At 32.0% G+C, this 13,547-nt stretch carries 15 protein-coding genes and 1 tRNA gene; 10 read left to right on the top strand and 6 right to left on the bottom strand.

Translation table 11 applies throughout. The annotated features are described in order from the left end of the window. Window positions 1-56: 56 nt before the first annotated feature. The 4 genes from H0I30_RS10320 to H0I30_RS10335 all read left to right on the top strand — a co-directional run bounded on the left by H0I30_RS10320 (window position 57) and on the right by H0I30_RS10335 (window position 2,196). Entirely contained in the window at window positions 57-887 is an 831-nt protein-coding gene (locus H0I30_RS10320) for a universal stress protein (protein ID WP_218771780.1), read from the top strand. A 348-nt stretch (window positions 888-1,235) separates the two neighbouring features. Next, the gene (locus H0I30_RS10325) at window positions 1,236-1,565 is read left to right on the top strand and encodes a hypothetical protein (RefSeq protein WP_218771781.1); all 330 of its coding nucleotides are present in this window, start codon (window positions 1,236-1,238) and stop codon (window positions 1,563-1,565) included. Between the two features lie 18 nt (window positions 1,566-1,583). After that, window positions 1,584-1,958: a hypothetical protein gene (locus H0I30_RS10330; protein ID WP_218771782.1), complete on the top strand. Its 375-nt coding sequence runs from the start codon at window positions 1,584-1,586 to the stop codon at window positions 1,956-1,958. Continuing rightward, entirely contained in the window at window positions 1,948-2,196 is a 249-nt protein-coding gene (locus H0I30_RS10335) for a hypothetical protein (RefSeq protein ID WP_218771783.1), read from the top strand. Before H0I30_RS10330 ends, H0I30_RS10335 begins: the two co-directional genes overlap by 11 nt. Window positions 2,197-2,296: 100 nt before the next feature. On the opposite strand, the gene H0I30_RS10340 is transcribed toward H0I30_RS10335, so the two are convergent. Beyond that, window positions 2,297-2,378, bottom strand: a tRNA-Leu gene (locus H0I30_RS10340). Between the two features lie 122 nt (window positions 2,379-2,500). On the opposite strand from H0I30_RS10340, the gene H0I30_RS10345 reads away from it, so the two are divergent. The 3 genes from H0I30_RS10345 (at window position 2,501) to pth (ending at window position 4,761) form a co-directional block, all read left to right on the top strand. Beyond that, window positions 2,501-3,442, top strand: a complete 942-nt coding sequence (locus tag H0I30_RS10345) for a ribose-phosphate pyrophosphokinase (RefSeq protein ID WP_218771784.1) — start codon at window positions 2,501-2,503, stop codon at window positions 3,440-3,442. A 24-nt stretch (window positions 3,443-3,466) separates the two neighbouring features. Further along, the gene (locus tag H0I30_RS10350; RefSeq protein ID WP_218771785.1) at window positions 3,467-4,063 is read left to right on the top strand and encodes a 50S ribosomal protein L25/general stress protein Ctc; all 597 of its coding nucleotides are present in this window, start codon (window positions 3,467-3,469) and stop codon (window positions 4,061-4,063) included. 131 nt (window positions 4,064-4,194) lie between these two features. Then, window positions 4,195-4,761, top strand: coding sequence for an aminoacyl-tRNA hydrolase (gene pth / locus H0I30_RS10355; RefSeq protein WP_218771786.1), 567 nt, complete (start codon window positions 4,195-4,197; stop codon window positions 4,759-4,761). A 71-nt stretch (window positions 4,762-4,832) separates the two neighbouring features. Here the strand turns inward: pth and H0I30_RS10360 are convergent, their stop codons facing one another. The 4 genes from H0I30_RS10360 to H0I30_RS10375 form a co-directional block, all read right to left on the bottom strand. Continuing rightward, a complete protein-coding gene (locus H0I30_RS10360) occupies window positions 4,833-5,282 on the bottom strand; it encodes a 6-carboxytetrahydropterin synthase (RefSeq protein WP_218771787.1) in 450 nt (149 codons plus the stop codon). Between the two features lie 107 nt (window positions 5,283-5,389). Next, window positions 5,390-5,545: a hypothetical protein gene (locus H0I30_RS10365; protein WP_218771788.1), complete on the bottom strand. Its 156-nt coding sequence runs from the start codon at window positions 5,543-5,545 to the stop codon at window positions 5,390-5,392. Between the two features lie 21 nt (window positions 5,546-5,566). Continuing rightward, window positions 5,567-6,334, bottom strand: coding sequence for an enoyl-CoA hydratase/isomerase family protein (locus tag H0I30_RS10370; protein ID WP_218771789.1), 768 nt, complete (start codon window positions 6,332-6,334; stop codon window positions 5,567-5,569). Between the two features lie 23 nt (window positions 6,335-6,357). After that, window positions 6,358-7,692, bottom strand: coding sequence for an MATE family efflux transporter (locus H0I30_RS10375; protein WP_218771790.1), 1,335 nt, complete (start codon window positions 7,690-7,692; stop codon window positions 6,358-6,360). A 130-nt stretch (window positions 7,693-7,822) separates the two neighbouring features. Here H0I30_RS10375 and H0I30_RS10380 point away from each other — a divergent pair, with 130 nt between their 5' ends. Then, complete coding sequence (locus H0I30_RS10380) at window positions 7,823-8,617, top strand: universal stress protein (protein WP_218771791.1); 795 nt, start codon at window positions 7,823-7,825, stop codon at window positions 8,615-8,617. A gap of 134 nt (window positions 8,618-8,751) precedes the next feature. Here the strand turns inward: H0I30_RS10380 and mutS are convergent, their stop codons facing one another. Then, entirely contained in the window at window positions 8,752-11,361 is a 2,610-nt protein-coding gene (gene mutS, locus H0I30_RS10385) for a DNA mismatch repair protein MutS (RefSeq protein WP_218771792.1), read from the bottom strand. Between the two features lie 64 nt (window positions 11,362-11,425). Here mutS and H0I30_RS10390 point away from each other — a divergent pair, with 64 nt between their 5' ends. After that, a complete protein-coding gene (locus H0I30_RS10390; RefSeq protein ID WP_218771793.1) occupies window positions 11,426-11,956 on the top strand; it encodes an RNA methyltransferase in 531 nt (176 codons plus the stop codon). A 1,407-nt stretch (window positions 11,957-13,363) separates the two neighbouring features. After that, on the top strand, window positions 13,364-13,522 hold the full coding sequence (locus H0I30_RS10395; protein ID WP_218771794.1) for a hypothetical protein: 159 nt from the start codon (window positions 13,364-13,366) through the stop codon (window positions 13,520-13,522). The last annotated feature ends 25 nt before the right edge of the window (window positions 13,523-13,547 follow it).

Below are 13,547 nucleotides of genomic sequence, written 5' to 3' on the forward strand. Positions count from 1 at the left end.
AATTGATTTTATTTTAAAAAAATTACATTTGATAAACCAACTCTAATCAACTTGTTATGAAGAATATATTAATTCCATATAATTTTTCTGAAGAAGCTATTAATGCTTTAAACTATACTAAAAAACTTTTTAAAGGCTTAGATATTTGTATTTACTTATTAGATGTTTATATCGCTGAAAAGCCGCATTTATTAAGTTCTGAAAAAAGTGAAGAATGGTTTAATGAAATGGACAATGAGATTGAAGAAGAATCAAAGTACTTAATTGACATTCTTAATAAAGAAACGGAAAATTTCGAATATCAATTTATAATTAACTCAACTTCGTTAATAAAAGCAATTAAAGAGGTTGTTTCTGAAAAAAAAATAGATTTGATAATCTCTGGTACAAAAGGAGCCAAAAGTTTAAAAGAAACTTTTATTGGCACAAATACTATGAAAATTATTAACACTATTAATAACTGCCCAATATTAATGGTCCCAACCGACTACAAATACAAATTATTACATCAAATAGTATTTTCAACAAATTATAAAAGACCTTTTAATAATAAAGAATTAAAATCGTTACTTCAATTAAGTATTTTAAAAGATTGCCCGATTGAAGTTATAAACCTTTCTGAAGAATACACCTTAAATAGTAAACAAAAAGCACACAAAGTACAGTTAAGAGAAATTTTTAAAGACTTAGGCGTAGAATATAAAAAAATAGATTGGGATGATTCTGAAACTACAACTTTAGAAAATTATATAAAAGAAACTGATAGCGAATTATTAGTTTTAATAAATCATAAACATAATTTTTTTAATCGCCTATTAGAAGAAAATGTGATTAAAAAATCTGCTTTTCACAGTAAAATTCCTTTATTAATTTTGCCAGAGCTATAAATGACTTAATCATTAAAAAAACTTCCTGCTTTTTCCTCCACTAATCAACAATATTAATGAGTAAAAAAAAACTTGTAGCGTTTTTTTATTTTTATTGCATCTTAATTAAAATTTAAAAAAAAAGCATATATAATCATATGTTAATATTTTTTACAAAAAATGGCTTTAAACGGCTAAAACCCTAAAAAAAGCTAAAATACTCATCTTCAATAACAATTATGCAATTGCATTTTCCTTAAAGAAAAATAGGTATAAAACAATATTGTGCTATGATTTAATATTATTGTTCAATATATCATTATTAACTATGCCATAACTTTGATTTCTCTCAATAAATAGAGAAAAAAATTGGAGCTAGAAAAACTATTAGAAGAAACAAAGTCAAAAGCAATTTTCCTTTTAAAAGATAACGGAGAAACTATTGATTTTTACCCTAAAGAAAATAATTTGGGTGATTTACAAGACAAAATAACAGTGTTTAAAGCCACTATATTTAATATGAGTAATCACTTTTTTAGTAATTATTTTAAAACGAACCTGAAAGAGATTATACTTAAATCTGACAATGAAAACATTCTAATTATTAAACATAATGAATATATATTATGTTTCTTATCTGATAAAAACATAAACATAGGATTGCTTGAACTTATTTTGAAAAAAGAATTTAACTACTAACTATAAAACAAACAAAAAATGCAAGAAATTTTAGACAAATTGGTAACTAATGTAAAAGAAAATATCTCAGGATATATAGGAATCAGCGTTGCTGAAATGGCATCCGGTGAATCACTTATATCAGATTCTGCTTTAAGTGGTTTTGACCCTGCCTTAGCATGTGCATATAATGTAGAAATTATTAATGCAAAACGTAAAGCTATGAAATCTTTAGGCTTAAATGAACAATTAACTGACATTCATTTTAATCTAGAAACTCAAATACATATCATTAATATCTCTCCTAGCGGTGAGTATTTTGTTTATTTAGCTGTTGATTCTAAAAAAGCGAATTTAGCGCTTACTAGGACACTTTTAAATAAGTACAAACAAGATTTAAATAATGAGCTATAATGAGATTAGTTTAACTAATTATAATTTTGAGAACACATTTATTGATTTTATAAACTCTTACCAAGAAACTTATAAAACCAAAGTTCTACAAAATGCACCTGCCCCCCTAGAAGTGCAAAATAATACTTCAGAGAAAAGAGATATTAAAACAATACTTGAAGATTTCTTTTTTTCTCCAAAATATGACAACGTTTTAGATGTTATAAGATTTGGAAATAAAAAAACTGTAGATGGCTAAAAAAGCAAGAAAAAATTCTCGCTTTTTTTATTCAAATTTATAAATCCAGTTTTTAAGTTATTAAAAAACCTCAACTATAAAGTTGAGGTTTTCCTTTGTGTACTCGAGGCGGGAATCGAACCCGCACTCTCGAAAGAACTGGATTTTGAATCCAGCGCGTCTACCAATTCCGCCACTCGAGCATTAAGTAGTGTGCAAATCTATAAAATATTTTAATTAATTCGTTTAAAAATAAGTTTTAAACTCTTAAAATAGTTTTACTTTTGCTGTAACAACAACACTAACTATAAATACATTTTTTTAAATGCCTGAAAATCAATTAATACCAAAAATTTTTGCTTGTTCTCAAAGTACTGACCTTGCTGAAAAAATTGCCAAAGAATACGGAGTAGCACTTGGTAATATAGAAACAACACATTTTAGTGATGGTGAGTTTCAGCCAGCTTTTGAAGAATCAGTAAGAGGTCGAAGAGTTTTTCTTATCGGATCAACATTTCCTTCAGCAGATAATTTAATGGAAATGCTATTAATGTGCGACGCTGCTAAGCGTGCTTCAGCAAGACATATTACAGCTGTTATGCCTTATTTTGGATGGGCTCGGCAAGACAGAAAAGACAAACCTCGTGTGGCTATTGGTGCTAAATTAGTAGCTAAGTTATTAGAAACCGCGGGTGCCACAAGAATTATGACAATGGATTTACATGCTGATCAAATACAAGGTTTCTTTGAAAAACCTGTAGATCATTTATTTGCTTCTACTATTTTTCTCCCATACATAAAAAGCTTAAACCTAGAAAACATAACAATTGCTTCTCCTGACATGGGAGGCTCTAAAAGAGCATACGCATACTCTAAATATTTAGAAAGCGATGTAGTAATTTGTTATAAGCAGCGTGAAAAGGCCAATCTAATTTCTCATATGGAGTTAATTGGTGATGTAGAAGGTAAAAACGTAATTCTTGTTGATGACATGATTGATACAGGAGGAACACTTACTAAAGCTGCTAACTTAATGATAGAAAGAGGTGCGTTAAGCGTTCGTGCAATTTGTACACACCCAATCCTTTCTGGAGATGCCTATGAGAGAATTCAGAATTCTCAATTAACAGAGTTAATCGTTTCAGATACAATTCCTTTAAAAAAGAGTGTATCTAAAATAAAAGTGGTAACTTGCGCCACTTTATTCGCTGATGTGATGCATAAAGTTCATGACAATACATCTATTAGCGGACAATTTTTAATGTAAATAAATTTAATAAATAAAGAAGTAATGAAATCAATTACAATCAACGGATCACAAAGAGAAAGCGTAGGTAAAAAAGCAACTAAAGCCTTACGTAATGCTGGAAAGGTTCCTTGCGTATTATACGGAGGAAAAGAGGCAGTACACTTCTCAGCAGAAGAAAAATCATTCAAGCCTTTAGTATTTACTCCAGATGTATTTACTGCTACGATTGAATTAAACGGAACAAAATACAGTGCTGTTTTACAAGACATCCAATTTCACCCGGTAACAGACAGAATTTTACATGTAGATTTCTACCAAATCTTTGAAGACAAAGAGGTTACTATGGAAATCCCTGTACATTTAGTAGGTACTGCAAAAGGTATTATGTTAGGTGGGGCTTTACGTCACAACTTACGTAAGTTAAGAGTAAAAGCTTTACCAGCTAACTTACCTGACTTTATTGAAGCTAATATTACTAGATTAGAAATTGGTAATAAATTATATGTTACTGAGTTAAGAAATGATAACTACGCTTTATTACACCCAGACAACACAGTAGTTGCTCAAGTACGTATGTCTCGTAACGCAGCGAAAGCAGCAGCAGAAGGAGACGATGCTGAAGCTACTGCAGAAGCATAAGAAATTATACTGCATTTTTATAAAAGCGTTACCTTTGTGTAACGCTTTTTTTTATTTTTGTAATATTAGGTTTTAATACCTTTTTTTTAAAAATAATTAAAATACACTCAACAGACACAGCGCAACATTCAATGAAAAAATTTTTAATTGTAGGTTTAGGTAATATTGGTGATAAATATGATAATACACGTCATAATATAGGTTTTAAAATAGTGGATGCCTTTGTAAAAGAGCATGATGCTAGTTTTGAAACTGAAAAACTAGGTGATATTGCCAAGTTAAAGATCAAAGGAAAAACAGTAATCGTTTTAAAACCTAATACTTATATGAATTTAAGTGGTAAAGCGGTAATGTATTGGATGCAACAAGAAAATATTCAGGTTGAAAACTTATTGGTAATTACCGATGATTTAAATATTGATTTCGGAAAACTACGTATAAAACCAAAAGGTAGTTCTGGCGGACATAACGGATTAAAAGATATTCAAGATAAATTTAACACCGGTGCGTATCCTCGTTTTCGTTTTGGTGTTGGTGCTGATTATGGCAGAGGTCGTCAAGTAGATTATGTATTAGGCGAATGGAACAAAGATGAAGAAAGCGAAATGATTGAACGCATACCAACTTCTATTAACGCTATTACTTCTTTTATTACAGCCGGAATGGCAAATACAATGAATGAGTTTAACGGAAAGTAATTCTTTATAAAAACATAAAAGGCTCAGCATTAATTTAACGCTGAGTTTTTTTATTTTATTCTTTTCAAATACTAATTATCACTTGCAAACCACTCTGCAAAACTTGTATCAGTTTCTTGTAGTTTTATAGCATGGAGCTTAATGTTTTCTGGAAGTCTGTTTTTAATTTTTGCAGCAAAATCAATCACCATCATTTCACTTGTTGGTTGATAATCTACCAAAATAACATGATGATCCCTTTCCTTTAATTCTTTAGCCAACTCAATATGAGGTGTGTTTTTATTAAATACGGTAGCATGATCAAAAACATCAACAATCTCTTCTTTTACAATTTTCTTTAAATCTGTAAAATCAATTACCATTCCGTATTTCACATTCGAATTGTCAGTAATAGGTTGCCCCATTACAGTTACAGAAAGCTTATAACTATGACCGTGAACATTTTTACATTTACCATCATAACCATATAAAGCATGGCCTGTTTCGAAACTAAATTGCTTTGTGATTCTAATATTACTCACTATCTTTTGTGTTTTTTATTACCTCTGTATTTATTGTAAAAATATACAATTGCTACTCCTGCTGCTAAAATGGCAAATAAATAATCTCCACCCATAATTTACGTTTTTTATTCGCCAAAAGTACGAATTTGTTTTGCAATTTTTGTTAATAACCATACGAAACCTATAGAAATAACTACTCCTACGGCTATTGATAATATCGGATTATGATAAATCCATCCACCCAATTCATATCCTATTTTATAACTTTCTGTTTCTTCCATCTGTTTACTTAAAAAAGATTTTTATTTTTTGAACTTTGCCAATGCTTTTTTAGTGAAGTCAGATAATACTAACTTACCCGACGTTTCGGCTCTTTCTATTAATAATTCTTGCCAGTGTTCAGTTCCTTTCCACAATGCACTTTTCATTTCTGATAATGCTTCTGGATTATAAGAAGCCAATTTTTCAGTGAAAATTACTAACTCATTATCTAAATCGGTAATTGAATCAAAAACACGAGCATATAAACCTTTCTCTTTTGCCCAATAAGCATTTTTCCAATTAGAAGCATCTAATGTTAATTCCGCCAAACCACTCACGCTAATTTTACGCTCTACGGCAGGCGCAATTACAAACGGACCAATACCTATTGTAAATTCAGATAGTTTAATAGAAGCATGCTCAGTTGCTAATACGTAATCACAAGCTGCTGCTAAACCAACTCCGCCGCCAACAGTTTTTCCTTGCACACGCCCTACAATTAATTTAGAACAACGGCGCATTGCATTTAGCACGTTTGCAAAACCTGAAAAGAACTGTTTTCCATCTTCCAAATTGTCAATTGTAACTAGCTCATCAAAAGAAGCACCCGCACAAAAAGCGCGATCTCCTTCTGATTTTAACACCACAATCGCCACGGCTTCATTAACTGATAATTTATCGAACTCGTTTGCTAAACGTGCTAATAACTCACTCGGAAACGAATTACTTGCCGGATGCCCGAATTCAATAGTCGCTATTTTATTTTCTATATGAGTATACAAACTTCCGTTTTCTCTTGTTGTGGTCATACTTAATTATTTTAATTTCAAAATTACACTTTTTGTGATCGTGATAAAAACGTATTTCTAAATTTAAAAATTAAGGGTACTCCACGAGCAATTATCCAAGCAAAAAAAGCTATCCAAATAGCATGCAATTTATAGTCTACCGAATCAAAAAATAATAAAACCGGAATAAAAACTAATCCTGTTGAAAGTAATAATACATTTCTTAAATATTTCATTTCTCCCATTCCCTTAAACATTCCGTCATAAATAAAGGCTATCGAACAAATTGGCTGCATTACTAAAATAATCCAAAACGTATTATAAAACTCTGTTAACACCTCTTGTTCTTGCGTAAAAATATTTCCTATAAAATTATAAAAACCGAATCCTACAAGTGCCAAAAAACTACCAAATGCAAAACCATAAATAATAAGCTTATTACCTAATTTAACCAAATTCGTAAAATCCTTTGCGCCTGATAATTTTCCTGATAATATATTTCCTGCGGATGAATAACCATCAATCATAAAGGCGCCCATTAACCATAAATTAAGTCCGATTGTATAAGCGGCGATATATTCTTTTCCGTAAGAAGCAGCATAAGAAGTCGCAAAATACAATGCTGTATTTAAAGCGATCGTACGTACAAATAGGTTTAAAATCATGTTTATAAACCTCGGAATTTCTTTGTTAAAAGGCAATTTTAGTTTTAGTGAAATTTCGGTTTTTGTTACTAATAAATATCCAGAAATAAGTGCCATAACAACTTGTGCAATTACACTTGCATAGGCAGCTCCTGTAATATTCATTGCGGGTATATAACCATCAATACCGTATACCAAAACAACATCAAATATTATATTTACACCAGTACCAATAATGGCAATTAACATCGGGTAATAGGTATTTTGTAAACCTCTAAAAGTACCAAAAACAGCAATTACAAATAGCGTAAACGGAAAACCAAAAACACGTATTTTGTAATATTCAATCGCATATTCTAAAATAGTACCTGAAGCATTGTAAAACTGGAATATTTCTTTCGTAAACGGATAACTGATTCCTAAAATAATTAAACTAGTAATTAATATTATAACAATAGCTTGTGCTGGTAAATTTTTAACCTCGTCTAATTTATTTGCCCCAACATATTGTGAAATGATAGACGAAATTCCGCTACGAGCTTGCCCGAAAACCCAAATAAGCATCGATAAAAAAGCACCTACAATTCCGATTGCAGCAATACTTTCTGTAGCATTGAAATCAATATTTCCTACAATTGCCAAATCTGTCGTAGATAATAAAGGCTCAGCAACTCCTGCTATTAAAGCCGGAAAAGCTAGTTTATTTATTCTTTTAAAACTTATATCGTAACTCATACTTTTTTATTATCAGCAAAAGAACAGCTATTATAGTACATAAAGAAGCAAATTACTTAAATTAACGTATTTTAAATATCTTTGTATATTACTAACCATATCAACACTTTAAAACTACTAAAAACATTTTATGAAACATCTATTAGTTCCTATTGGCTCAACAGACAACTCAATAAACACCTTGCAATATGCCATAGATTTTGCTGAAGCTGTGAATGCAAAAGTATTTGTAATGCGCGCTTATAAAGTATTATCTAAAGCGGGTACGTTTGTAAATGCGGATGACACCATGCAGCGAGAAACCAATTTATATTTACGCACAATGATTAATGCTGTTGATAGAAAAAATGTAACTATAAAAATGATTTCTGCTAAAGGAAATGTGTTAGAAAGTATTACTTCTATAAACAGAGAATTAAATATCGATTTAATTATTATGGGACCTAAAAGTAATTCTATTAAAGAAGAAATGTTTTTAGGAAGTACCTCTGGTAGTATTTTAAAACAAACTGACATTCCTATGTTAGTTATTCCTGAAGGATATAAATTCTCTCCTATAAAATCTGTTTTAACAGCTTTTAAATCGGGGGTTATGAATAAAAAAAATGTATTAGATCCGTTGCATAAAATTTTAGAAACTTTTGTTGCTTCATCTAATTTATTGTTGGTAAAAACACCTGATTATACCGAAGAAGATTTAGTTTTAGATAGCGAATTAAAAAGAGGCCAAAATAATTTAACAGTTACAGAAAACGCAACTACTTTTCTAGGAGTTTTAGAGCATTTTCAATCTCATAATCCTGATTTATTATGTGTTTTTAGAAGAAAACGAGGTTTTTTTCAAAAACTATGGAAAAAAAACTCAATTCAAAAAAAGGAATTTCATTGTAATATTCCTGTTTTAGTTTTAAGAGGGAAGTTATAACATTAACAAACTGTTTAGAGATTTTTTAAACCGTCATTCTGAACTTGTTTCAGAATTAAATCATACCGATAACTAATTTGTGTGAGAACCTGAAATAAATTCAGGTTGACGGAAATTTATCTTTCTAAACAGTTTTATTTTTTCACCAACATTCGCTTAATTTCATTCAGCTTCATTAAAGCTTCTATTGGCGTAAGAGTATCAATATTTGTCGCTAAAATTTCATCACGAATATCTTCTAATAAAGGGTCATCTAACTGAAAGAAACTCATTTGCATATCTTCGTGTTGGCTATCTTTTAAAACCTCTTTCACTTCTTTATGAGCGTTATTTTCTTCTAATTTTTTAAGAATTTTTTGCGCTCTACTAATTACCAAATTAGGCATTCCTGCAAGCTTCGCAACATGAATACCAAAACTATGATTACTACCACCCGCAACCAATTTACGTAAGAAAATAATACTATCTTTTAATTCTTTTACTGATACATTAAAGTTTTTAATTCGCTTAAATGTAGTAGTCATTTCATTTAATTCGTGATAATGCGTAGCAAATAACGTTTTCCCTTTTGATGGATGCTCATGTAAATATTCGGCAATAGCCCAAGCAATTGAAATTCCGTCGTAAGTAGAAGTTCCTCTACCAATTTCATCTAACAATACTAAACTACGTTCAGAGATATTATTTAAGATTGATGCTGTTTCGTTCATTTCAACCATAAAAGTAGATTCTCCCATCGAAATATTATCACTCGCTCCTACTCTGGTAAAAATCTTATCAACAATACCAATTCGAGCATTCTGAGCCGGAATATAACTTCCCATTTGTGCTAACAAAACTATCAAGGCTGTTTGGCGTAATATTGCCGATTTACCCGACATATTGGGACCCGTAATCATGATTATTTGTTGCTGATTACGATTTAACACCACATCGTTTGCAATATACTCTTCGCCAATTGGCAATTGTTTTTCTATTACTGGGTGACGCCCATTTTTAATTTCGATATCTGTGCTGTCATCCATCATCGGACGCACATAGTTGTTATTTATCGCCAATTGAGCAAAAGACAATAACACGTCTATCTTTGCAATATTTTGAGCATTTTGCTGTACTGGCTTTACAAAGCCAATAATAAACTGCACCAATTTCGCAAAAATATCTGCTTCTAATTGCTGAATTTTTTCTTCGGCTCCTAATATTTTTGTTTCGTATTCCTTTAACTCTTCGGTAATATAACGCTCAGCATTTACCAAAGTTTGCTTACGAATCCACTCTTCAGGAACTTGATCTTTATACCTATTTCGAACCTCTATATAATAACCAAAAACGTTGTTAAAAGCTATTTTTAAACTCGTAATACCCGTTCGTTCTATTTCACGAGCTAACATTTTATCTAAATATTCTTTACCTGAATTAGAAATACTTCGTAGTTCATCTAACTCGGCAGAAACACCGTTTGCAATAGCGTTTCCTTTACTAATATTTACAGGCGCTTCCTCTAAAACTGAAGTTGTTATTTTATCAATTAATAGTTTACAATCGTGTAATTGCTTTCCTATTTCTTGTACTGTTTTGTTATTCGTTTTTTCTGCGGATGTTTTTATCGGTAGAATAGCTTTTAACGAGTTTTTTAATAAGATAACCTCTCTCGGAGAAACCTTACCCGTGGCTACTTTCGAAATCAACCTTTCGATATCTGAAACCTGATTTAATTGATACGCAACGGTTTCGAAAAAAGCATCATTATCTATTAAAAACTTTACCAACTCATGGCGTTTTTTAATCTGCTCTAAATCTTTTAACGGTAATGCTAACCAACGTTTTAACAAACGCCCCCCCATAGGAGAAATTGTTTTATCAATTACGTTTAATAACGAAACAGCATTTACATCGTTTCCGCCGTACAACTCTAAGTTTTTAACGGTAAAACGGTCCATCCACACATAATTATCTTCAGCAATTCTGCTTATCGATTGAATATGCTCTATTTTATTGTGTTGTGTTTCTGATAAATAATGCATCGCCGCCCCACCCGCAACAATACCTTGTTCTAATTCTTCAACTCCAAATCCTTTTAAGTTTTTAACCTTAAAATGATTGCTTAATAATTCGTTTCCGTATTCCTTTTGAAAAACCCAATCTTCTAAATAAAAAGTATGAAAACGATTGGTGAAAAATTCTAAAAATCGCTGTTTATTTTTTTTCTCAACCAAAACTTCACTTGGCGTAAAGTTTTGCAGCAGTTTATCGATATACTCTTCGTTTCCTTGCGCAATTAAAAACTCTCCTGTAGAAACATCTAAAAAAGAAACACCTACTAATTTTTTGCCAAAATGTATTGCAGCTAAGAAATTATTTGACTTCGATTGTAATACCTCATCATTTAAAGCAACACCAGGAGTAACCAATTCGGTAACACCACGTTTTACAATCGTTTTTGTCATTTTAGGATCTTCTAGCTGATCACAAATAGCAACACGTAAACCCGATTTTACTAATTTAGGCAAATAGGTATTTAACGAGTGGTGTGGAAAACCAGCCAAAGCAGTTTCGCTTTCGCTACCGGCACCTCTTTTTGTTAAAATAATTCCTAAAATCTTAGATGCTTTTACTGCATCTTCACCAAAGGTTTCGTAAAAATCTCCCACTCTAAACAGTAACATTGCATCCGGATATTTAACTTTAATTCCGTTGTATTGTTGCATTAGTGGAGTCACCTTTTTTGCCTTTGTTTTTGCCAACTTTTTAGATTTTTTCAATTAGTTTTGCGAAGATAAATATTCGATTTTAAAGTTAACATTATTTATGAGAAAACTAAAAAATAGTGAGTTAGGTAGAATTACGGTTGATGAGTTTAAACAAACCGAAAAAACACCCATCATTGTCGTGTTAGATAACATCCGTAGTTTAAATAATGTAGGATCGGTTTTTAGAACTTCGGATGCTTTTTTGATTGAAAAAATATATCTCTGTGGTATTACCGCTACCCCACCAAATAAAGAAATTCATAAAACAGCGTTAGGAGCTACTGAATCTGTTGCTTCGGAATATGTTGAAAACACGATTGAGTTGGTTAAAAAACTTAAACAAGATAACGTTAAAGTATTGGCCATCGAGCAAGCTGAGAATAGTACGAAGCTAAATAAATTCACTCCCGATGCTAACCAGAAATACGCTGTAGTAATGGGTAATGAAGTAAAAGGAGTACAACAAGAAGTTGTTTCTGCTGCCGATTTTTGTATTGAAATTCCGCAATTAGGCACCAAACATTCTTTAAACATCTCTGTTAGTTGCGGCGTTGTACTTTGGGATTTATTTAATAAGATGACTTCATAGTATGTCATTACGAAGAGGAACGAAGTAAACTCTGTAACTAGAACTCAAAAGTTACAGATTGCTTCGTGCCTCGCAATGACGAGGAAAATTAAATTCGAAATGACGGAAATACAAAATAACACGTCATTACGAGGAAGAATGACGAAAGGTTAAAAAACAATGACGAAAACACAAAACACAGCACGTCATTACGAGAGAGGTACGAACGAAGTAATCTCTTCATTAAAAACTCCTAAGCTAAAGATTGCTTCGTGCCTCGCAATGACGTAAAAGGTTTAAATCGCAATGACGAAAACACAAAACAGCACGTCATTACGAGAGAGGAACGAACGAAGTAATCTCAACATTCAGAACGCAAAAGCTACAAATTGCTTCGTGCCTCGCAATGACAAAAGGTTAAAATCGCAATGACGAAAACACAAAACGCAGCACGTCATTACGAGGAGGAACGACGAAGTAATCTGCTACATTTATAACTAATAAGTTAAAGATTGCTTCGTGCCTCGCAATGACGAAAAAGGTTTAAATCGCAATGACGAAAACACAAAACACAGCACGTCATTACGAGGAGGAACGAAGTAATCTCTTCATTCAGAACGCAAAAGCTACAGATTGCTTCGTGCCTCGCAATGACGTAAAAGGTTTAAATCGCAATGACGAAAACACAAAAAAGCACGTCATTACGAGAGAGGTACGAACGAAGTAATCTCAACATTCAGAACGCAAAAGCTACAAATTGCTTCGTGCTTCGCAATGACGTAAAAGGTTAAAAAACAATGACAAAAACACAAAACACAGCACGTCACTACCAGGAAGAATGACGAAGTAATCTCTTCATTCAGAACGCAAAAGTTACAGATTGCTTCGTACCTCGCAATGACAAAAGGTTAAAAAGCAATGACATAAACACAAAACACAGCACGTCATTACGAGGAGGAACGAATGAAGTAATCTCAACATTCAGAACGCAAAAGTTAAAGATTGCTTCGTGCCTCGCAATGACGTAAAAGGTTTAAATCGCAATGACGAAAGGTTAAAAAACAATGACGAAAACACAAAACGCAGCACGTCACTACCAGGAAGAATGACGAAGTAATCTCTTCATTCAGAAAACATAACTAACAGATTGCTTCGTGCCTCGCAATGACAAAAGGTTTAAATAGCAATGACGAAAACACAAAACAGCACGTCATTACGAGAGAGGAACGAATGAAGTAATCTCTTCATTAAAAACTCCTAACCTAAAGATTGATTCGTACCTCGCAATGACGAAAGGTTAAAAACGCAATGACACACAGAAGACAACATCATAAAAAGCAGTTAATTCTTTGTGTTTTTATTTTAAACATCTTAATTTAGTTGCCTTAATTAGTTCCCCACTAAAATTTTAAATTAAAAACTATTACTATGGAAAACAAAAATTTACAAGAAGTGGCAATGACTTTAAGCCCAGATACAGATAACCCAAAAACAGGTGGAGGAAACGATACTGGTGGCATTGGCAGTGGAGGAACAGGAGGCACCGGTGGTGGTGGTGGTGGTAGCCAAGGTGGCGATGGTAAATAAACTTATTTATAACACCCTGTTTTAA

The organism is Tenacibaculum sp. AHE14PA (genome assembly GCF_019278465.1).
GTDB lineage: Bacteria > Bacteroidota > Bacteroidia > Flavobacteriales > Flavobacteriaceae > Polaribacter > Polaribacter bernardetii.